This window comes from Cupriavidus sp. 05N40 (assembly GCF_056397305.1).
In genome coordinates this window covers 1-20843 of sequence record NZ_JBFTND010000129.1, presented here as the reverse complement: position 1 = coordinate 20843, position 20843 = coordinate 1, and the positions used below count along the sequence as shown (strand labels likewise).

14 protein-coding genes, 1 tRNA gene and 1 pseudogene are annotated in these 20843 nt (G+C 68.3%); 7 read left to right on the top strand and 9 right to left on the bottom strand.

Annotated elements, in window-relative coordinates; translation table 11 throughout:
• Window positions 1–308 precede the first annotated feature (308 nt).
• A complete protein-coding gene (locus tag AC1DO7_RS26325) occupies window positions 309–2141 on the top strand; it encodes an ABC transporter ATP-binding protein (protein ID WP_441613077.1) in 1833 nt (610 codons plus the stop codon).
• A gap of 88 nt (window positions 2142–2229) precedes the next feature.
• Here the strand turns inward: AC1DO7_RS26325 and AC1DO7_RS26320 are convergent, their stop codons facing one another.
• The 5 genes and pseudogenes from AC1DO7_RS26320 to AC1DO7_RS26300 form a co-directional block, all read right to left on the bottom strand.
• A complete protein-coding gene (locus tag AC1DO7_RS26320; protein ID WP_441613078.1) occupies window positions 2230–2760 on the bottom strand; it encodes a chromate transporter in 531 nt (176 codons plus the stop codon).
• A 125-nt stretch (window positions 2761–2885) separates the two neighbouring features.
• Window positions 2886–3446, bottom strand: a pseudogene (locus AC1DO7_RS26315) (chromate transporter); the annotation flags it as partial.
• A 104-nt stretch (window positions 3447–3550) separates the two neighbouring features.
• Window positions 3551–5902 carry a DNA topoisomerase IV subunit A gene (gene parC / locus AC1DO7_RS26310; RefSeq protein ID WP_441613079.1) on the bottom strand — a complete coding sequence of 784 codons (2352 nt, stop codon included), beginning with the start codon at window positions 5900–5902 and terminating at the stop codon, window positions 3551–3553.
• 69 nt (window positions 5903–5971) lie between these two features.
• The gene (locus AC1DO7_RS26305; RefSeq protein ID WP_477116730.1) at window positions 5972–6637 is read right to left on the bottom strand and encodes a lytic transglycosylase domain-containing protein; all 666 of its coding nucleotides are present in this window, start codon (window positions 6635–6637) and stop codon (window positions 5972–5974) included.
• A gap of 40 nt (window positions 6638–6677) precedes the next feature.
• Window positions 6678–8669 carry a DNA topoisomerase IV subunit B gene (locus AC1DO7_RS26300; RefSeq protein ID WP_477116729.1) on the bottom strand — a complete coding sequence of 664 codons (1992 nt, stop codon included), beginning with the start codon at window positions 8667–8669 and terminating at the stop codon, window positions 6678–6680.
• Window positions 8670–9043: 374 nt separating this feature from the next.
• Between AC1DO7_RS26300 and AC1DO7_RS26295 the strand changes: the two genes are divergently transcribed.
• On the top strand, window positions 9044–10255 hold the full coding sequence (locus tag AC1DO7_RS26295) for an MFS transporter (RefSeq protein ID WP_441613082.1): 1212 nt from the start codon (window positions 9044–9046) through the stop codon (window positions 10253–10255).
• On the top strand, window positions 10252–10389 hold the full coding sequence (locus AC1DO7_RS26290) for a hypothetical protein (protein WP_441613083.1): 138 nt from the start codon (window positions 10252–10254) through the stop codon (window positions 10387–10389). Before AC1DO7_RS26295 ends, AC1DO7_RS26290 begins: the two co-directional genes overlap by 4 nt.
• A 119-nt stretch (window positions 10390–10508) precedes the next feature.
• Here AC1DO7_RS26290 and AC1DO7_RS26285 read toward each other — a convergent pair whose 3' ends face one another.
• Window positions 10509–12425, bottom strand: a complete 1917-nt coding sequence (locus tag AC1DO7_RS26285) for an ATP-binding cassette domain-containing protein (RefSeq protein ID WP_441613084.1) — start codon at window positions 12423–12425, stop codon at window positions 10509–10511.
• Window positions 12426–13158: 733 nt separating this feature from the next.
• On the opposite strand from AC1DO7_RS26285, the gene AC1DO7_RS26280 reads away from it, so the two are divergent.
• Together AC1DO7_RS26280 and AC1DO7_RS26275 are read left to right on the top strand one after the other, a co-directional pair.
• Window positions 13159–14028: an amino acid ABC transporter substrate-binding protein gene (locus AC1DO7_RS26280; RefSeq protein WP_477116734.1), complete on the top strand. Its 870-nt coding sequence runs from the start codon at window positions 13159–13161 to the stop codon at window positions 14026–14028.
• Between the two features lie 193 nt (window positions 14029–14221).
• Window positions 14222–15439 carry a benzoate/H(+) symporter BenE family transporter gene (locus tag AC1DO7_RS26275; protein ID WP_441613085.1) on the top strand — a complete coding sequence of 406 codons (1218 nt, stop codon included), beginning with the start codon at window positions 14222–14224 and terminating at the stop codon, window positions 15437–15439.
• Window positions 15440–15475: 36 nt separating this feature from the next.
• Here the strand turns inward: AC1DO7_RS26275 and AC1DO7_RS26270 are convergent, their stop codons facing one another.
• Window positions 15476–15970, bottom strand: coding sequence for a hypothetical protein (locus AC1DO7_RS26270; RefSeq protein WP_441613086.1), 495 nt, complete (start codon window positions 15968–15970; stop codon window positions 15476–15478).
• Between the two features lie 270 nt (window positions 15971–16240).
• On the opposite strand from AC1DO7_RS26270, the gene AC1DO7_RS26265 reads away from it, so the two are divergent.
• A complete protein-coding gene (locus tag AC1DO7_RS26265; protein WP_441613087.1) occupies window positions 16241–16573 on the top strand; it encodes a DMT family transporter in 333 nt (110 codons plus the stop codon).
• Window positions 16574–16726: 153 nt separating this feature from the next.
• Here the strand turns inward: AC1DO7_RS26265 and AC1DO7_RS26260 are convergent.
• A tRNA-Arg gene (locus AC1DO7_RS26260) sits at window positions 16727–16801 on the bottom strand.
• A gap of 992 nt (window positions 16802–17793) precedes the next feature.
• On the opposite strand from AC1DO7_RS26260, the gene AC1DO7_RS26255 reads away from it, so the two are divergent.
• Window positions 17794–19752 (top strand): DEAD/DEAH box helicase, encoded by a 1959-nt coding sequence (locus AC1DO7_RS26255; protein ID WP_441613088.1) that lies wholly within the window; start codon window positions 17794–17796, stop codon window positions 19750–19752.
• A 112-nt stretch (window positions 19753–19864) separates the two neighbouring features.
• Here AC1DO7_RS26255 and AC1DO7_RS26250 read toward each other — a convergent pair.
• The coding region (locus AC1DO7_RS26250) for an SUMF1/EgtB/PvdO family nonheme iron enzyme (RefSeq protein WP_477116728.1) at window positions 19865–20843 on the bottom strand (979 nt) is incomplete at its 5' end.

Here is a 20843-nt window from a genome sequence, read left to right as displayed (position 1 = left end):
ATGAGGCCTGCACATGCCGCTGTGTGGCTGTGCTGTGCGTGTATAGTGTTGTATAGACAAGCATAGATGTATTGGTGATTTCCCGGATATCGTCCATCGCGAATGGCGGAAGCGGCCAATATGGCCAGAAAGCGGCGCTTGCAGCGCACCTGGTACGAAGGACCTGGCGCGCCGGAGCGTCCGGGATCCGGCCACGAGTGCAGGGGACGGCTTCCGGCGCGCGCACCCGATCTGGGTATCATGGCAGTCCGTGGTGCCGGGTCAGTGCCGGGTCGGCGCCGGAGCGGCCCCGAGACCCCAGGAGACCCATGCTGCTGCGCTTGCTGGAACGAATGATCGACCCGTTTCGCAGCCTGCCCGACACCGAGCCGCCCGGGCAGATCTGGCGCTTCTATGCCTACTACCTGCGCGAGGTGTGGCCGGTCTTTGTGTTCCTGCTGGCGGTCGGGCTGGCGGGCGCGCTGATCGAGGTCGCGCTGTTCGGTTTCCTCGGCCGGCTGGTGGATCTCGCGCAAGCCACGCCGGGCCCGGAGTTCTTCCGGCGCCATGCCGGCGAACTGGCCTGGATGGCCGTGGTGGCGCTGCTGCTGCGCCCGCTCTTCAACGGCCTGCACGACATCCTGGTGCACCAGGTCATCAATCCCAGCCTGGGCAATCTCGTACGCTGGCAGAACCACCGCTACGTGCTCAAGCAGAGCATGTGGTTCTTCCAGAACGACTTCGCCGGGCGCATCGCCCAGCGCATCATGCAGACCGGCTTCTCGCTGCGCGACTCCGCCGTGCAGGCGGTGGATGCGATCTGGCACGTGCTGATCTACGCCGCCAGTTCGCTCTACCTGTTCGCGCAGGCCGACTGGCGGCTGATGCTGCCGCTGCTGCTATGGATCTGCTGCTACACGGCGGCCATGCTGTACTTCACGCCGCGCGTGAAGGCGCGCTCGGTGGCCGCCACCGGCGCGCGCTCGCGGCTGATGGGGCGCATCGTCGACGGCTACACCAATATCACCACGCTCAAGCTGTTCGCCCACACGCGCCTGGAAGAAGACTACGCGCGCGAGGCCATGGCCGACCTCACCGACAAGGCACGCCGCTCGGGCCGCATGGTGAGCGCCATGGATTTCACCGTCACCGCGCTCAACGGCGCACTGATCGCCGGCACCACCGGGCTGGCCCTGTGGCTATGGAGCGACGGCCGCATCAGCGTGGGCGCGATCGCGCTCTCGGCCGGGCTGGTGATCCGCATCGTCAATATGTCGGGCTGGATCATGTGGGTGATCAACGGCATCTTCGAGAATGTCGGCCAGGTGCAGGACGGCATGCAGACCATCTCGGTGCCGCGCAAGGTGACCGACCGGGAGGGCGCGCCGCCGCTGCGCGTGACGCGCGGCGAGGTACGCTTCGAGGACGTGGGATTCCACTATGGCAAGGGCGCTGGCGTGATCGACAAGATCGACCTCACAGTGCGCCCTGGCGAGAAGATCGGCCTGGTCGGCCCGTCCGGCGCGGGCAAGTCCACGCTGGTCAACCTGCTGCTGCGGCTGTACGACGTCGAGCAGGGCCGCATCCTGATCGACGGCCAGGACATTGCCGCGGTCACGCAGGAGAGCCTGCGCGCGCAGATCGGCATGGTGACGCAGGACACCTCGCTGCTGCACCGCTCGATCCGCGACAACCTGCGCTACGGCCGCCCCGATGCCACCGAGGCGGAACTGATGGCCGCCGCCGCGGACGCCCACGCCGCCGGCTTCATCCCGCAACTGCGCGACGCCCACGGCGCCACCGGGCTCGACGCCCAGGTCGGCGAGCGCGGCGTCAAGCTCTCCGGCGGGCAGCGCCAGCGCATCGCGGTGGCGCGCGTGCTGCTCAAGGACGCGCCGATCCTGATCCTCGACGAAGCCACCTCGGCGCTCGATTCCGAAGTAGAAGCCGCCATCCAGGAGAACCTGGAAACGCTGATGCGGGGCAAGACCGTGATCGCCATCGCGCACCGGCTCTCCACCATCGCGCGCATGGACCGCCTGGTGGTGCTGGACAACGGGCGCATCGCGGAGAGCGGCACGCACGCCGAGCTGCTGGCGCACGGCGGCCTCTACGCGCGGCTGTGGGCGCACCAGACCGGCGGCTTCGTCGGCGTGGAATAGCACGCGCGGCAGACAGCGTTCGTGCGCCGCGTTCAGCGCATCCGCCGTGCGCCGCACCGGCGCATGGCCGCGGCCGCGGCGCCGCGCGCTAGACGAGGCCCAGCAAGCCGGCCCCCGCCCCCAGCGCCACCAGCATCAGCGGGTGCACGCGCGTCTTGAGCATCAGCACGATGGTGACCAGCGTCACCGCCACCGCGGTCCAGCGGTGATCCACGCTCGCGGCCAGGATCCAGCCGGTGGAAAACAGCAGGCCGATGGTGAGCGTGGCAAGCCCGCGCCGGATCAGCCCCGGCCAGCGCGCATGCGGCGAGCGCCCGGCGAAATACTCGAAGCCGAGCGCGATCACGCTCGACGGGCCGCAGATGCCGATCATGCCGACGATGGCCCCGGCCAGCCCCGCCACCTGCCAGCCGAACAGCGCGACGAACAGGATGTTCGGCCCCGGCGCGGCTTGCGAGATCGCATACATGGCGGAGAACTGCGTATCGGTCATCCAGCCGTTGGACTCCACCAGGAAGCGGTGCATGTCCGGGATGGTGGAGCTGGCGCCGCCGATGGCCAGGAAGGACAGCAGCAGGAAATGGGTGAGCAGGCTGCTGAGCACATTGGGCGGGTTCATTGGCGCGGCTCCTCGCCCGGGGCAGGGTCGACGCCGCCATCGCCCGGGGGCACCGGCGGCAGCTCGATCGCCGCCGGCGGCAGGGCCGCCTGCGCCGCCGCGTGTGCCCGCAGCGCCTGGCCCTCCGCGTGCCACTCGAGCACCAGGCCGAGCGGCACCAGCACCGCCATCACCGGCACCAGCGGCCAGCGCAGCAGCCCGATGCCGGCGAAGGCCGCCACGCCGATCATGATGCCGCGCACCGTGCGCGGCTGGCTCTGCGCGAGCCTGAAGCCGGTCGACAGCACCAGGCCCGCCGACACCGCGGTCATGCCGGTCAGCATGCGCTGCACCGCCGCCACATCGCGGTAGTGCTCGTAGAGCAGCATCAGCGCCAGCACCCCCACCATCGGCACCATCACCAGCCCCGCGAACGCCGCCAGCGCGCCGCGCAGGCCGGCAAAGCGCAGGCCCAGCATGAGCGCGAGGTTGATCACATTGGGCCCGGGCAGCACCTGCCCGAGGCTCAGCAGCTCGACGAAGTCGCGGTCGCCCAGCCAGCGGTTGCGGTCGACCACCGCGCGCCGCACGAAGGGCAGCACGCCGCCGAAGCCGGACAGGCCCATGCGCGCAAATTCGATGAACAGGTGGCGCGGCGTGGGCGGCGGCGCAAGCGCGTCGCCGCCGGGGACGGGAGAAACTGGCATGTCACTAAGCAAGCAAGACGGCACGCCGGCCGGGCGGATGCCCTGGGCGGCGTGCCGGAAATGAAAAAGGCCCTGCGCTTGTCGCGCAGGGCCTGGTTGGCAGATCAGTTGCCGCCTGCCGGCGGCTCGATCCTCACGGGATCGATGCGCGGGTCCTTGAGCCTGGCCTCCAGCGCGCGGCCCTTGCGGGCGCGCTTGCCCACATACGGCAGCAGGTTCTGCCCCGCCACCTTCTGCGAGCCCGGCTTGCCGCCACGCCCTGCACCGGACAGCACCAGCCCCGGCGCGCCCACGGCGATGGCCTGCAGCAGCGTTTCCTTGGGCTCGAGCTCCATCAGGATCACGCCGCGGCCGCCGGCCGACAGGGACTTGATCTCGTCGAGCGCGACCAGCAGCATGCGGCCATTGGCCGACAGGCAGGCCACATGCGTGGCCTCCTCGCCGATCGGCGCGGGCACCAGCGGGGCGTCGCCTTCGTCCAGCGTGAGGTAGGCGCGGCCGCCCTTCTGCCGGCTGACCATGTCGCCCACCTTGGTCTGGAAGCCGTTGCCGCCCTGCGTGGCGATCAGCATGCGCTGGTCGAGTCCGCCGGCGAAGGTATGGGCGATCTGGCTGCCGGCCTGCAGCTCGATCAGCGTGGTCACCGGCACGCCGTCGCCACGCCCGCCGGGCAGCCCGGCCACCGGCACCGTGTACACACGGCCGTTGGTGCCGAACACCAGCATCACGTCCACCGTGCGGCACTCGAAGGTGCCGTAGAGCGCGTCGCCCGCCTTGAAGGTGAACTGCTGCGCGTCGTGGCCGTGGGCCTGGCGCGTGCGCACCCAGCCCTTCTGCGAGACCACCACGGTGACGGGCTCGTCGACCACGCGCACTTCGGCGGCGGCGCGGCGTTCTTCCTGGATCAGCGTGCGGCGCGGGTCCTTGTCTTCGGGGCTGAACTGCTTGGCGTCGGTCTCGATCTCCTTGATGATGCGCCGGCGCATCACGGTCTCGGACTTGAGCAGCACGTCGAGGTCGGCCTGTTCTTCGCGCAGCTCCTTCAGTTCCTTCTCGATGCGCAGGGCTTCGAGCCGGGCCAGCTGGCGCAGGCGGATTTCCAGGATGTCCTCGGCCTGGCGGTCGGACAGGCCGAAGGCCTGCATCAGCGCCGGCTTGGGTTCGTCGCTCTCGCGGATGATGCGGATCACCTCGTCGATATTGAGCAACACCAGCATGCGGCCTTCGAGGATGTGGATGCGGTCCTCGACCTTGCCCAGGCGATAGCGCGTGCGGCGCGTGACGGTCTCGAAGCGGAACGCGATCCACTCGCGCAGGATCTCGGGCAGGCCCTTCTGGCGCGGCCGGCCGTCGGTGCCGATCATCACCAGGTTGATCGACGCGCCCGACTCCAGGCTGGTATGCGCGAGCAGCGTCTGGATGAAATCCTGCTGCTCGATGTTCTTGCTCTTGGGCTCGAACACCAGGCGCACCGGCGCGTCCTTGCCGGACTCGTCGCGCACCGCGTCGAGCACGGCCAGCATGCCCTGCTTGAGCTGCAGTTGCTCGGGCGTGAGCGACTTCTTGCCGGTGCGGACCTTCGGGTTGGTGATTTCCTCGATTTCCTCGAGCACCTTCTGCGCCGACGTGCTTGGCGGCAGTTCGGTCACCACCAGTTGCCACTGGCCGCGCGCCATGTCCTCGATGATCCAGCGCGCGCGCACCTTCAGGCTGCCGCGGCCGCCCTCGTAGATCTGCGCGATATCCGAGGCCGGCGAGATGATCTGGCCGCCGCCCGGATAGTCAGGACCCGGCATCAGCGCCAGCAGCTCGGCCAGCGTGATGTTGGGATTGCGGATCATCGCCACGGTGGCCGCCGCCACTTCGCGCAGGTTGTGCGGCGGCACTTCGGTGGCCATGCCCACGGCGATGCCGGATGCGCCGTTGAGCAGCACGAAGGGCAGCCGCGCGGGCATCAGCTTGGGCTCTTCCATCGAGCCGTCGTAGTTGGGCACGAAGTCCACCGTGCCCTGGTCGATCTCGTCGAGCAGCAGGCGCGAGATCGGCGTGAGGCGCGCCTCGGTGTAGCGCATGGCCGCCGCGCCGTCGCCGTCGCGCGAGCCGAAGTTGCCCTGGCCGTCGATCAGCGGGTAGCGCAGCGAGAAGTCCTGCGCCAGGCGCACCAGCGCGTCGTAGGCGGACTGGTCGCCGTGCGGGTGATACTTGCCCAGCACGTCGCCCACCACGCGCGCGGACTTGACCGGCTTGGCGTCGGAGCGCAGGCCCATTTCGTGCATGGCGAACAGGATGCGGCGCTGCACCGGCTTCTGGCCGTCGGCCACTTCCGGCAGCGCGCGTCCCTTGACCACGCTGATGGCGTAGTCGAGGTAGGCGCGCTCGGCGTAGTGCGCGAGCGTCAGCGAGTCCGCGCCACCATCGGGCGAACCTGGGTCAAACAGAGTGTCTTGTTGTTCCATGGCTTGGCAGGAAGACGGCGCGCCTGTCTGTAGCGCGGCGCGCCGGTTGCATATTGTTCGTTGTCGGTGTCAGGGCATGTTGCGGCGCCCGCCGATCACCATCTTGACGCGGCTCACGCCGCCCGCGCCGCCTCCCGCCACGCTCGCGGGCGTGCCGCCCGGCTGGTAGAAGCGGTAGAACTGCAGCACCGTGCTGACATACTGTTGCGTCTCCGGGAACGGCGGGACGCGGTTGTTGTAGCGCTGCACCGCGCCCTCTCCCGCGTTGTACGCCGCCAGCACCAGTTCGAGGTTGCCGGGGAACAGCTCCATCAGCCAGCGCAGGTAGCGCACGCCGGCCGAGATATTGGTGCGCGGGTCCGCCAGCTTCTGCTCCACCGTGCGGCGCGCGTCGGCGGCGACGCCAAAGCGCGCGCCGGTGTCGGGAATCACCTGCATCAGCCCGATCGCGCCCTTGGGCGACACCGCGCCGGCATTGAAGCCCGACTCCACCGCCATCACCGCCTTGACCAGCGCCGGGTCCACGTTCTGCGCCTGCGCCACCTGGCGGATGATGTTCCGCATGAACAGCGTATAGCGCTCATCGAGCTTCTCGTCGGCAAAATGCGCCACGCCGTCGTCGTCGATATAGCCATAAAGCGCCGCGTGGGCCGCCGGCGCGCAAGCCAGGCCGGCCAGCAGCAGGACGGCAGCCATGCGCCGCCACCGCTTGCTCTCAGGTCTGGTATTCGCCATCGGGTTTCCTCGCGTCATGCGGATCTCGGAAGCGGGCCGCTCAGATGTCGGCCACCACCTCGTTGCCCCGCTCTTCGAGCCAGGTGCGCCGCTGCGCGGCCTCGCCCTTGCCCATCAGCATGTTCATCACGCCCACGGTCTGCGGCAGGTCGAAGCTGCCCAGCGCCACCGGCAGCAAGCGGCGCGTATCGGGGTTCATGGTGGTTTCCCAGAGCTGCTCGGCATTCATCTCGCCCAGGCCCTTGAAGCGGGAGATCTGCCAGCTGTTCTCCTTGACGCCGTCCTTGAGCAGCTTGTCCTGGATCGCCACCAGCTCGCCGTCGTCGAGCGCGTAGAGCTTCTGCGCCGRCTTCTTGCCGCGCGCGGGCGCATCCACCCGGTACAGCGGCGGGCGTGCCACGCACACATTGCCGTTGTCGATCAGCTTGGGGAAATGGCGGAAGAACAGCGTCAGCAACAGCACCTGGATGTGCGCGCCGTCCACGTCCGCGTCGGACAGGATGCAGATCTTGCCGTAGCGCAGGTTGGACAGGTCGGGCTCGTCGTTGGGGCCGTGCGGGTCCACGCCGATCGCCACCGCGATGTCGTGCACCTCGTTGTTGGCGAACAGGCGGTCGCGCTCGGTCTCCCAGGTATTGAGCACCTTGCCGCGCAGCGGCAGGATGGCCTGGAACTCCTTGTCGCGCCCCATCTTGGCCGAGCCGCCGGCGGAGTCGCCTTCGACCAGGAACAGTTCGTTGCGGGTGACGTCGGTGGATTCGCAGTCGGTCAGCTTGCCCGGCAGCACGGCCACGCCCGAGCCCTTCTTCTTCTCCACCTTCTGCGCGGCGCGCGTGCGCGCCTGGGCCTGGCGGATCACCAGCTCGGCCAGCTTCTTGCCGTACTCGACATGGTGGTTGAGCCACAGCTCCAGCGCGGGACGGCTGAAGGTGGACACCAGGCGCACCGCGTCGCGGCTGTTCAGGCGCTCCTTGATCTGGCCCTGGAACTGCGGGTCCAGCACCTTGGCCGACAGCACGAACGAGGCGCGCGCGAACACGTCTTCGCTCATCAGCTTGACGCCCTTGGGCTGCAGCGCGTGCATCTCGATAAAACTCTTGACCGCCTGGAACAGGCCCTCGCGCAGGCCGGACTCGTGCRTGCCGCCGGCCGGCGTGGGGATCAGGTTGACGTAGGACTCGCGCACCGGCGCGCCGTCCTCGGTCCAGGCCACCACCCACGTTGCGCCCTCGCCCTCGGCAAAGCCTTCTTCGGCGGCGTTGGCGTCCGGGTCGGCGAAATGCTCGCCCTCGAACATCGGCACCACCAGTTCGGCGCCGCTGCCCTGCGCCAGCGCTTCGACCAGGTAGCCCTTGAGGCCCTGGTCGTACTGCCAGGTCTGGCGCTCGCCGTTCTTCTCATGCAGCAGGGTGACCTTCACGCCTGGCAGCAGCACGGCCTTGCTGCGCAGCAGACGCTGCAACTCGGCCAGCGGGATGGTGGCCGAATCGAAATACTTGGGGTCCGGCCACACCTGCACGCGCGTGCCGCTCTTCTTCTCGCCGCGCTCGAGCTTGCGGGTGGCCAGCGGCACGGTGACGTCGCCGCCCGAGAAGGTCAGCGTGGCGTTGTTGCCGTCGCGCCAGACGGTGACGTCGAGCTGCGTCGACAGCGCGTTGGTGACCGAAACGCCGACGCCGTGCAGGCCGCCGGAAAAGGCATAGGCGCCGCCCTTGCCCTTGTCGAACTTGCCGCCCGCGTGCAGGCGCGTGAAGACGATCTCCACCACCGGGACCTGCTCTTCGGGATGGATGCCGACCGGGATGCCGCGGCCGTCGTCCTCCACGCTGACGCTGCCGTYGCGGTGCAGGGTGACCATGATCTCGGTGCCATACCCGCCCAGGGCTTCATCGGAGGCGTTGTCGATCACTTCCTGCACGATGTGCAGGGGGTTGTCGGTACGGGTGTACATGCCGGGCCGTTGCTTGACCGGCTCCAGGCCCTTGAGGACCCGGATGGAAGATTCGCTGTACTGACTGGTTTTGCTCGCCATGGAGTCGCTTGCTTAGTGGGATTCTCGGCCAGCCCGGCGCCACGGCGGTCCGCCGCGCGCCAGCCAGGGTGGCCGGGCAGCCTGCATTGTAATGGAAGCGCGTGACCGTCTTGCCACCATTCTCGATCGCATCAGCCCGCGCCCGATGCGGCACATTGCTGCGCCGTCCCGGCGCGCCACGCGGCCCCCGGATGCGGAGTAAACTCCCCCGCACCGGGCTGCGCGGCCAGGCTGCGCCCTTGCCGGGGCAGCCGGCAAGGGCGCCTGCGGCAGGCGCCGGCGAAGGATGAGAGCAGAACGAGAGAAGAACCAGAACAAAATTAGAACAACACGACAAACAGAGCCAAGGGACGCACGCCAAGATGCAGAACACCATGCAGAAGAAACCACTTTCCCTCACCACCGTGCTGATTTGCGGTGGCTTGCTGGTCACCTTGTCGATGGGCATCCGGCACGGATTCGGGCTGTTCAACCTGCCGATCACCCAGGCGCATGGCTGGAGCCGCGAGACTTTCGCCTTTGCGCTGGCGCTGCAGAACCTGATGTGGGGGGTGACCCAGCCGTTTACCGGGGCGCTGGCCGACAAGTTCGGCGCGTTCCGCATCATGCTGATCGGCGTGGCGCTCTATGTGGCAGGCCTGCTGGTCATGGCCATGGCCAGCTCCGGCACCGCCTTTGCCTCGGGCGCCGGCATCCTGATCGGCATCGCGCAATCGGGAACCACGTATAGCGTGGTCTACGGCGTGATCGGGCGCGTGGCCAGCGCCGAGAAGCGCGTGTGGGCCATGGGCATATCCGCGGCGGCGGGCTCGTTCGGGCAGTTCCTGATGATTCCGGTGGAGCAGACGCTGATTTCCACGGCCGGCTGGCAAAACGCGCTGCTCGTGCTGGCGGTGCTGGCCTGCCTGATGCTGCCGCTGGCCTTCAGCCTGCGCGAGCCGAAAGCCGAAGCGCATGCGGGCGGTTTCCAGCAGACCATCGGCCAGGCCGTGCGGGAGGCCTTCGGCAACCGCAACTTCCAGCTGCTGACGCTGGGTTACTTCGTGTGCGGGTTCCAGGTCGTGTTCATCGGCGTGCACCTTGCGCCGTACCTGAAGGACCGCGGCCTGACCGATCCCAAGGTCGCCACCGTGGCGCTGGCGCTGATCGGCCTGTTCAATGTGTTCGGCACCTACACTGCCGGCGCGCTGGGCCAGCGCATGCCCAAGCGGTACCTGCTGTCGTTCATCTACATCACCCGCTCGGTGGTGATCGCGGCCTACCTGCTGTTGCCGCTCACGGCCGCCAGCACCTGGGTGTTCGCCGCGCTGATGGGCTTGTTGTGGCTGTCCACGGTGCCGCTGACCAACGGCATCATCGCCCAGGTGTTCGGCGTGCAGTACTTGTCGATGCTGTCCGGGGTGGTGTTCTTCTCGCACCAGATCGGCAGCTTCCTGGGGGCGTGGCTGGGCGGCTTCCTCTATGACCGCACCGGCAACTACAACACGGTGTGGATGATCGCCATCGGGCTGGGCGCGCTCGCCGCACTGGTCAACCTGCCGATCCGCGAGCACGCCATCTCGCGCCCGCGGGTGGTGGCGGCATGATCGCGCGCGCCACCGTCTTGCGCGCCACCGGCTTCGCGGTGGCGGCCATGGTGCTGGCGCTGGCCTTCCTGGGCTACCTGCGGCCGGCCTTCATGGTCGACCTGACCAATATGGTGCTGGCCTGGTGCGGCTAGCGGGCCCGGCCACGCCCTGATTGATTCCTCCCCTTCCCCATGAGGGGAGAAAGGAAACGACCTCGGGCACCGCGGGCGGCCTTGGCGGAGCCTGGCAGCAGCGCGGCGGCGTCCGGACTTTACTGCGCCTCGCCCTTTGTCTTCGCCTCCAGCACTTCCCAGCGCTCCAGCGTCTCCAGCAGTTCCATCTCGATCTCGTCGTGGCGGGTGCCGAGCTGCGTCGCCTTGGCGGGATCGCTGGCGTAGAGCGTACCGTCCGCGAGTTGCGCGGACACGGTCTGCTGCTCCTTCTCGAGCGCGGCGATGCGCTCGGGCAGGCCGTCCAGTTCACGCTGCTCTTTGTACGACAGCTTGACGCGCGCGGCCGCGCGGGCCTCGCGCGGCTTGGCTGCCTCGGCGGCCTTGCGCTCGCCGCCGCGCGCTTCCTGCATGGCCGTGCTGCGTGCCGACTGCACCTGCCAGTCGGAATAGCCGCCCACGTATTCGCGCCAGCGCCCGTCGCCTTCGGCGGCAATGGTCGAGGTCACCACGTTGTCGAGGAAGGCCCGGTCGTGCGAGACCAGGAACACGGTGCCGCTATAGTCCTGCAGCAGTTCCTCGAGCAGCTCCAGCGTGTCGATGTCGAGGTCGTTGGTCGGCTCGTCGAGCACCAGCACATTGGCCGGGCGGGCGAACAGGCGCGCCAGCAGCAGGCGGTTGCGCTCGCCGCCGGACAGTGACTTCACCGGGGAACGCGCGCGCTCGGGCGCGAACAGGAAATCACCCAGGTAGCTCATCACGTGCTTGCGCTGGCCATTGATCTCGACCCAGTCGCTGCCCGGGCTGATGGTATCGGCCAGCGAGCGCTCCAGGTCGAGCTGGGTGCGCATCTGGTCGAAATACGCCACCTGCATATTGCTGCCGTTCTTCACGGTGCCGCCGTCCGGTGCCAGCTCGCCGAGGATCAGGCGCAGCAGCGTGGTCTTGCCGGCGCCGTTGGCGCCGATCAGGCCGACCTTGTCGCCGCGCATGATGGTGCCGGTGAAATCGCGCACCACCACCTTGTCGACGAAGCCCTTGCTGACGTCGGTCAGCTCGGCCACGATCTTGCCGGAGCGTTCGCCCTGCGACACCTCCAGCTTGACGTTGCCCTGCACGTCGCGCCGCGAGGCGCGCTCGCTGCGCATCGTCACCAGGCGCTGGATGCGGGCCACGCTGCGCGTGCGGCGCGCCTCCACGCCCTTGCGGATCCACACTTCCTCCTGCGCCAGCAGCTTGTCGAACTTCGCCTGCTCGACCTGCTCGGCCGCCATTTGCTCGGCCTTGCGCGTCTGGTAGGCGGCGAAGTTGCCGGGGAAGGACACCAGCCGGCCGCGGTCCAGCTCGACGATGCGGGTCGCCACGCGGTCGAGGAAGGCACGGTCGTGGGTAATGAGCAGCACGCTGCCGCGGAAGGACAGCAGCAGGTCTTCAAGCCAGCGGATGGCTTCCACGTCCAGGTGGTTGGTGGGTTCGTCGAGCAGCAGGATGTCGGGCTCGGCCACCAGCGCCTGCGCCAGCGCCACGCGCTTCTGCATGCCGCCGGACAAGGCATCCACCCGCACATTGGCGCTCAGGCCAAGCTGCGCCAGCGTGGTTTCCACGCGCGTGCGCACTTGCCACGCCCCGGCGGCGTCGACCTCGGACTGCAGGCGGTGCAACTCGGCCAGCGCGGCCTCGTCGTGGTTGTCGTCCAGCGCGGCCAGCGCGGCTTCGTATGCGACCAGCAGGTCATGGACCTGGCCCAGGCCCTGGGATACCGCATCGAATACCACCTGGCCGGGCTCGAATTGCGGCTCCTGGGGCACATAAGCCGAGGTCACGCCACTCTGGCGCGCGATCAGGCCATCGTCCGGCGCGGACAGGCCGGCCACGATCTTGAGCAGCGAGGACTTGCCCGAGCCGTTGCGGCCAATCAGGCCGACGCGCTCGCCGGCTTCCAGGGAGAAGTCGGCATGGTCGAGCAAGGCCACATGCCCAAAGGCGAGCTGGGCGTCGGAAATCGAAAACAGGGCCATGGGAGCAGCAGTACGAAAAGGAAGACAGAGGTGGCGGCACGGGCGCGGCGCTGGCGCCCACGGGCGCAAGGCACGACGAAGGCGCGGCAGAACGGTGCTCGCCCAGCGCCACGCGGGCAGCGCGTCGCGCCGGACCGGGCGCCAGGATGCCAGGTAGCCGGCATTGTAGACCAGTGTGGCCTCGCGGCCCGGCGGCGGGGGCCGGCGACCGGCCCGGCATGCGCCGGAAAAAAAGAAGGGCCCGCGCTGGCGCGGGCCCAAGAGTCTCTCCTCGGTGCCCTGCTCGCAAGGCACGAATGCAGGATAGCAAGGGCCCCGGCGCCGCTCTAGTCGGACAAATCCGTAAGGGAAAGCCCCGTCAACGTGCACCGCTCTCGCCCACGGTGCGCGACGCACCCGGATGCCCTGTTCAAACCCCCGTTTTAGTGCGCAGTTGCGCGCCGCGCAACACTCCCCTGGGCGCGTATTGTCGAGCCGCGCACGGCCATGGAACAATGGCCGCCGGTCAAGCAAGCCGCAGCACGACGGCAGCAACTTACAAAAAGCCGGTCAGCAACCGGTGCGGGCAGCCCGACGCCAGACAACGCTTGTTCTGCGATTAGTCGTTCCAGCCGCTTTTCTTTGTACGGGGAATTCCATGATCTATCCGCGTTCGCATTGCTTGCGCGACGCCCGGCCGGGGTTCGCGCCTGCCCGGGGCCGCGCGCTGCCCTTGCTGTCCACGCTTGCACTGATGCTGACGGTGGCCGCGGGCATGCCGCCTGCCGTGGCCCAGACGTCGGCGACACCCGTCCTGCTGCGCATCCAGCAGAGCGGCACGCTGCGCATCGCCCACCGCGAAAGCTCGGTGCCGTTCTCGTTCGTGGCGGACGGCAAGCCGTTCGGCTACGCGGTCGACCTTTGCCTGCGCGTGGCCGACTCGCTGCGCGACGCCCTGAAGATGCCGGGCCTGAGGGTGGAATACGTGCCGGTCACGCCGGCCAGCCGCATCCCCGCCATCGTCGAAGGCAAGGCCGATCTCGAGTGCGGCTCCACCACCAACAACCGCGAACGGCGCGAACAGGTCGCCTTCACCATCCCGCACTACATCGCCGGCAGCCGCATGCTGGTCAAGAGCGACTCGGGCATCCGCAAGCTGAGCGACCTGCGCGGCAAGACCGTGGTCTCGACGACCGGCACCACGCCGCTGGCCATGGTGCGCCAGATCAACGGTGCCGGCGCCATGCAGATGAAGGTGCTGGAAGCCAAGGACCATGCCGAGGCCTTCGCCATGGTCGAGCAAGGCAAGGCCGACGCCTTCATCATGGACGACGTGCTGCTCTACGGCCTGCGCGCCAATGCGAAGAACCCGGCGAGCTTCACCATTACCAGCGAACTGCTGACGATCGAGCCTTACGCGATCATGCTGTCGCGCCGGGATGCAGAGTTCAAGCACCTGGTGGACAAGGCACTGATCGCCTCGATCTATTCGCAGGATACGCAGAAGCTCTACAAGAAGTGGTTCCAGTCGCCGATCCCGCCGMACGGGGTCAACCTCGATATCCCGATGAGCTACCTGCTGCGGGATTCGTTCAAGTTCCCCAGCGACAAGGTCGCCGACTGAGCCGGTGCCCCGGGACGCGTCCCGGGGCGGCCACGCCCTGGCGCGGGCAGGCAGGCGACAAAAAAGAGGAGACTCGTGCGAAGATGGCGGCYCGGCCGCATCCGCGGTTCTTCGCTTTCTTCGCCGTCTCGTTTCCCTGCCGCGCGCTCCGGGGCTCACAGGCCTCGTGAGGTATCGCCGGCAACCCTGCCCGATGCCCGCCACTGTCCCGCCCAAGCTCTCCGATCTCTCCGTCCCGGCGCTCGTCGCCGGCCTGATAGCCATGCTGACCGGCTACACCAGCTCGCTGGTGCTGATGATCCAGGCCGGCCAGGCCGCGCATCTCTCCGATGCGCAGGTCGCATCGTGGATCTGGGCGCTATCGATCGGCATGGGTGTCACCACCATCGGGCTGTCGCTGCTGACGCGCGCGCCCATCGTGATCGCCTGGTCCACGCCCGGCGCGGCGCTGCTCATCGCCAGCCTGCCCGGCGTGCCCTACCCGGAAGCCATCGGCGCCTTCGTGATGGCAGCATTGCTGATGACCGCGGCAGGGCTGACGGGCTGGTTCGACAAGCTGATGCGCGCCCTGCCGGCCAGCATTGCCTCCGCGCTGCTGGCCGGCATCCTGTTCCGCATCAGCGTCGATGTGTTCGTACAGGTCCAGCAGCAGACCGTGTTGCTGCTGGTGATGTTTGCGCTCTACCTGGCCGGCAGGCGCTGGTGGCCGCGCTACGCGGTGCCTGGCGTGCTGGTGGCGGGCGTGGCACTGGCCGGCGCGCTGGGCCAGTTGCATTTCGAAGCGTTCCATTTCGCGCTGGCGGCGCCGGTGTGGACCACGCCGGCCTTCTCCGTGCAGGCGTTCGTCAGCATCGCGGTGCCACTATTCATCGTCGCGCTGGCTTCGCAGAACGTGCCCGGGCTGGCGGTGCTGCGCGCCGACGGCTATCACGTTGCCGCCTCGCCACTGATCGCCGTGACCGGCATCGCCTCCGCCCTGCTCGCGCCGTTCGGCTCGCACGGCATCAACCTGGCCGCGATCACGGCAGCGATCTGCACCGGCCCGCAGGCCGACCCCGACCGCGACCGCCGCTACACGGCAGCCGTGGTTTGCGGCATCGGCTATCTGGTGGCGGGTGTGCTTGCCGCCAGCATCGCGGCGCTGTTCGCCGCCTTTCCCAAGGCGCTGGTGGTGGCGGTGGCGGCCTTCGCCCTGCTCGGCTCCATCGCCAGCGGGCTGACCACGGCCATGCAGGTGCCAGCCGAACGCGAGGCGGCCTTGCTGACCTTCATGATCACCGCCTCCGGCATGACGCTGGCGGGCGTGGGCTCGGCCTTCTGGGGCGTGGTGGGTGGCATGCTGGCGCTGCTGGTGCTGCGCCCGCGCGCCGCCCCGGCAAGCGGCCAGGGCCGCGACGCGCAGTCAAGATGAAGCGAGACGGCCCCGGACTCTTGCCGGGCGTGCCGCTCAGAGCAGCAGGAAAGCGATATCGGCGGCGCACATGCCGGATAGCGGCGCGCCCTTGCGGCGCTGGAAGAGAATGTGCTGCAGCACGCGGTCGCGGTGCTCGGCGAAGACGGCGGGATCGAAACTCAGCGCGGTCAGCGCGTAGTGCTCGGCCAGCAGCTTGTAGACCCGGTGGCGCACCATCAGCATCTCGCTCTCGGCGCGCAGGCGGCTGACCTCGCCGGCGTTGTCCTCTTCGAGCTGCCGCATGCCCACCACCACCCGCGCATGCATGCCACGGTAGCGGTCCAGTTCGCCATGCGCCTTGCGCAGTTCCTCGCGCAGCGCCCGTACCTCCTGCTGCAAACGCAGATTGTGCTGGACGCCCCGCTGGATGCGCGACGCCTCCTCCAGCGCCACATCCGCGGCGGCAATCGTGTTCTGCCAGACCCCCTGCCCCGCCAGCGCGCCATCCACCTGCGGCCAAACGGTCTGCAACTCGTCGTCGCCTTTCATGGCGCCCCCCTGTGAACCTGACTCACCCGCCTCCGGCTTTATCGTATTGCCAGCTGGTCGGCACTACCGCGACATACCAGGCTCTCTGAGGAACCCTAACTGCGATTGAAGGCCGCATCCCGGCGCGGGGCAACCACCTGAAAGTAGGGGGTTGTCCGTGGCCGCGCGCCCGCGCCCGCCCGGTTACGCACTGTACACCCCCTTCCCGGCCCGGCCGACGCCATGTGGGAAAATGCGCACCCGGCGACAATCAATGCAGGAAAACGACCGATGAACAGCTACGTGCTCCTGGCCCTGGCCATCGTGGCCGAAGTGATTGCCACCAGCAGCCTCAAGGCCGCCGACAATTTCACGCGCCTGCTCCCCAGCTTGCTGGTGGTAAGCGGCTATGTGGCCGCCTTCTTCCTGCTGATGCAGGTCATGAAAACCGTGCCGGTCGGCATTGCCTACGCCATCTGGTGCGGCGCCGGCATCGTGCTGGTCACGCTGATCGCCGGCGTGCTGTACCGGCAGATCCCGGACCTGGCGGCATGGCTGGGCATCGGCCTGATCGTGGCGGGGGTGGCGGTGATCCAGTTGTTTTCGAAGACGGGGGCGCATTGAGTGATCCGGCGGCGCATAGTCAAGCCCGGGAGAGTGCCGCAGGTTCCGGGCTTCCCTGCAGACGGAGACAGAGACGGACACTAGACGGAGACGGACACTACATAGCCTGAAACGGGGCATCGTCCGACGAACCGCGAAGAACCAGCGTTGCACTGGTCCCGCCGACAGGAATCGAACCTGTATCTAGCGCTTAGGAGGCGCTCGTTCTATCCATTGAACTACGGCGAGCGGATAGACCCCGCGGATGTGTGGCGCGCCTCGATGGCACGGATCCGGGAGCAGGCCCGGAGTATATCAAAAACCGCACGGCGCAAACGCTGGCCGCGGCAATGAAAGCGGCAGGCGTGACGCAACGGGAGTGAGGCGGGCGGATGGGCCTCGGGATTGAAGACACCTGACATGAAAAAGCCCGCCAGTCTGCTGGCGGGCCGGTTGCGGACGGTCCGGACCTTCCTGGTCACATCGGCGTTATCCCGGCAAACAGTCGTGCAAGCAGGATTCCCATGATTCCGCCCATGACGCGGACGTCCCTCCGGACCACCCGGAGAGCCGAAGGAATACTGGCAGTGACGCCGACTGCCGCGATACCAGCGGCGAGCAGCACTTAAATCAAAGCGCCAAGGAAGGTCAGCGGTATGCTTGGTCCGCTACCTTGCCGGGCGTAGGTGAGCCCGACGGATTCAGTATAGGCAGACGACCGGCGGATGCAACTCCCGCGGCGGCAAGGCCCTTGACCGGCAAAGCGGACAAAGGGCCACGCAGCAGAGACTCGCCAGCGCACATAGAGAATTCTTATCGCAGCGCAACAAATTACTTTTGTTTCTGCTACAATACGCGCCGTGAGTTCGCACTGTGAGTTGTGCAACACGCCAGCCGCGACCTGCGGCAGGCGATACCGCCCCCGCTCTCAAGCTCTGCTCCCCGGTCCCGCCGGCTGGCCCGTCCTGATGGCCAAGTGGTGATACCCGACAGAACGCATTTCTCACCGACGTCGCCTCGTCTCCGATCCTGTTGAACAGCTTGTATCGAGCTGTTTGCCTGCCAGGGAATACGCACCCGGCCTTGTGCCGATGCCGCCCTGCCTGCCGCCGTACTGCCAGCGTGTCTGTCGTAACGGCCTCACCGATTGGCGCCGAAGCCTTTTTTAAGACTTTGCACTGCGCCCGCCCCTGCACACTCGATTGGCATGGGGTGCCATGCATTTAAATAAAAGTTACGACATGACCCAGCACGACATCCGTGCGGAGCAGGATTTTGCCTCCGCCGCTGACGCATCGACCGAAGCCGCCATCATCGCCACGCCCGCAGCCCAGGAACCGAGCCCGCTCGAGAAGATCGACGCCATGCTCAACCCGGCCGCCGAGCCTGCCGCCGCCGCTCCGGTTGCTGCCGACAACGGCTTTGCCAAGCTCGGCCTGGACGAAGCCATCCTGCGCGCCCTCGCCGAACTGAACTACACCACGCCCACGCCGGTGCAGGCGCAGGCAATCCCCGCCTTCCTGGCCGGCCGCGATCTGCTGGTTTCCAGCCAGACCGGCTCGGGCAAGACTGGCGCGTTCATGCTGCCGGCCATCCAGCGCATCAGCGAAAAGGCTGCGCCGAACCGCCCGCGCTTTGACGAGCCGGCCAAGCGCATGAAGGGCAAGCGCCCCCGCCCCGCACCGGCGCAGCCGGCGCTGCTGGTGCTGACGCCGACGCGTGAACTGGCCCTGCAGGTGACCGAAGCCGCCGCAAAGTACGGCCGCCACCTGCGCCGCATCGTGTGCGCCAGCATCCTGGGCGGCATGCCCTACCCGAAGCAGCTGGCCATGCTGTCGAAGATGCCCGACATCCTGGTGGCAACGCCGGGCCGCCTGCTCGACCACATCGAAGCCGGCCGCATCGACCTGTCGGCGCTGGACATGCTGGTGTTCGACGAAGCCGACCGCATGCTGGACATGGGCTTTGCCGATGACATCGACGCCATCGTCGCCGCCACCCCGGCCACCCGCCAGACGCTGATGTTCTCGGCCACGCTGGACGGCCGCATCGCCCAGCTCGCCTCGCGCCAGCTGCGCGACCCGCAACGCATCGAGATCGCCGCTGCCCGCGCCGACCAGAGCAATATCGAACAGCGCCTGCACTTCACCGACGACATGTCGCACAAGGAAAAGCTGCTCGACCACCTGCTGCGCGATGTCAGCCTCAAGCAAGCGATCGTCTTCACCGCCACCAAGCGCGATGCCGACTCGCTGGCCGAGCGCCTGTCGGACACCGGCTTCGCGGCCGGCGCACTGCACGGCGACATGACCCAGGGCGCGCGCAACCGCACCCTGACCTCGCTGCGCCGTGGCAACCTGCGCATCCTGGTGGCCACCGACGTGGCCGCGCGCGGCATCGACGTGCCCGACATCACCCACGTGGTGAACTTCGACCTGCCCAAGCAGGCCGAGGACTACGTGCACCGTATCGGCCGTACCGGCCGCGCGGGCCGCTCGGGCGTCGCCATCAACCTTGTGAACCATGGCGACATGTTCCAGTGGAAGCGCATCGAGCGCTTCACCAACAACCGCATCGACGCTTCGGTGATCGAAGGCCTGGAACCGCGCCGCTCGCCCAAGCCGCGCACCGGCTTCGGCGGCAAGCCGGGTGGTGACCGCGGCGGCTACCGTGGCAACAGCAACGGCGGCGGCTACCGCGGCGGCGAAAACCGCAGCTTCGGCGACCGCAAGTTCGGTGGCGGCGAAAGCCGCAGCTACGGCAACCGCGACGGCGCACCGCGCCCGGCCGGCGACCGCCCGTTCGGCGACCGCGACGGCAACCGTGGCTTCGGTGACCGCGGCGGCTTCGGCTACCGCGGCCAGAGCGCCAACACCGGTGCCGGCGGCAACGCCGGCAATGGCGGCCAGCGCAGCTTCGGCAACGAAGGCGGCTACCGCGGCGGCGACAACCGTGGCTTCGGYAACCGTGACGGCGCAGCACCGCGCAGCTTCGGCGACAACAACCGCAGCTTCGGCGGCGGCGCACCGGCCGGCAACGGCGGTGGCTACCGTGGCGGCGAAGGCCGCAGCAGCTACGGCAACCGTGACGGCGCTCCGCGCAGCTTCGGCGACGGTAACCGCGACGGCAACCGTGGCGGCTTCGGCGGCCAGCGCAATGGCAACGGCAACGGCGGCGGCCGCTCGCGTTTCGAGCGCTGATCGGAGACAGGGCTGGCCGCCACGGCGCACAGCCCCTTCCGGCAAAAGAAGAAGGCACCCTCGGGTGCCTTTTTCTTTTGCCGCCTGCATGGCAGTGCGCGCCGGGCGCCCCCTAGAGCGGACAACTGCGAAAGCCGACGAAGGCGAAATCGTCCTCGGGCAACAGCGCCAGCCGCGCGCGCGGGTGATGCTGCCGTGCCGGGCTGGCAAACGACGCACCCCGCACCGCCTGGTGGGTGGCGAAACAGTCGGCGAAATCCGCATCGCCCGGGCCTGCTTCAAACCCCGCGTAGGGCTCGTACGGCGTTGCCGTCCACTCGCGCACCATGCCCCAGCGCAGGCCCCCGCGATTCTGCACGGCGGCCAGTTCCCACTCTGACTCCATCGGCAGGCGCCGGCCGGCCCAGACGCACCAGGCCTGCGCCTCGAACAGGCTCACATGGCGCACGGCTTCGTCCGGATTCAGCGTGCGCAGGCTGCCGAAGCGCTGCGCCATCCAGGCCCTGGAGTCCGGGTGGCGCGCCCAATAGCGTGGCGCCGAGCGCTCCTGCATCATCAGCCACCGGCGGCCCGCCGGCGTCCACCAGTGGGCGCGCTCGTAGCCGCCGTCCTCGACGAACTCGAGGAACTGCGCGTTGCTGACCGGCGCGGCATCCATCTCGAAGGCGGGAACATAGGTGGGCTGCGGCGGCAGTTCATCGGGCAGCGCGAAGCCGTCCTGATCGGCCCAGCCCTGTACGAAGCGACCGCCGGGAAACTGCAGCGTGCCGCCATGCGGCACCGACAGCGAAGGCAACGCCACCGCGGGCTCCACCGGCGCCACGCCGAGCGCCTGCAGCAACGCCGCAATGGCCTCGCCCTGGCGGTCTTCGTGGAACAGGGCGCGGCGCCAGGCGTAGAGCGTGGCGTCGCTATCGTCGGGCAGCGTCGCCAGGCGGCGCAAGGTGGCGTCGAGCACCTCGGCGGCATAGCGCTTGACCACTGCCACATCGGGCAAGGCGACCTCCCCGCGCGCGTCGGGATCGATGCGCTCGGGAACCAACCATGCATCGGCGCCGGCCAGCAGCGACGGCGCCCCGGCCACCTGGAGC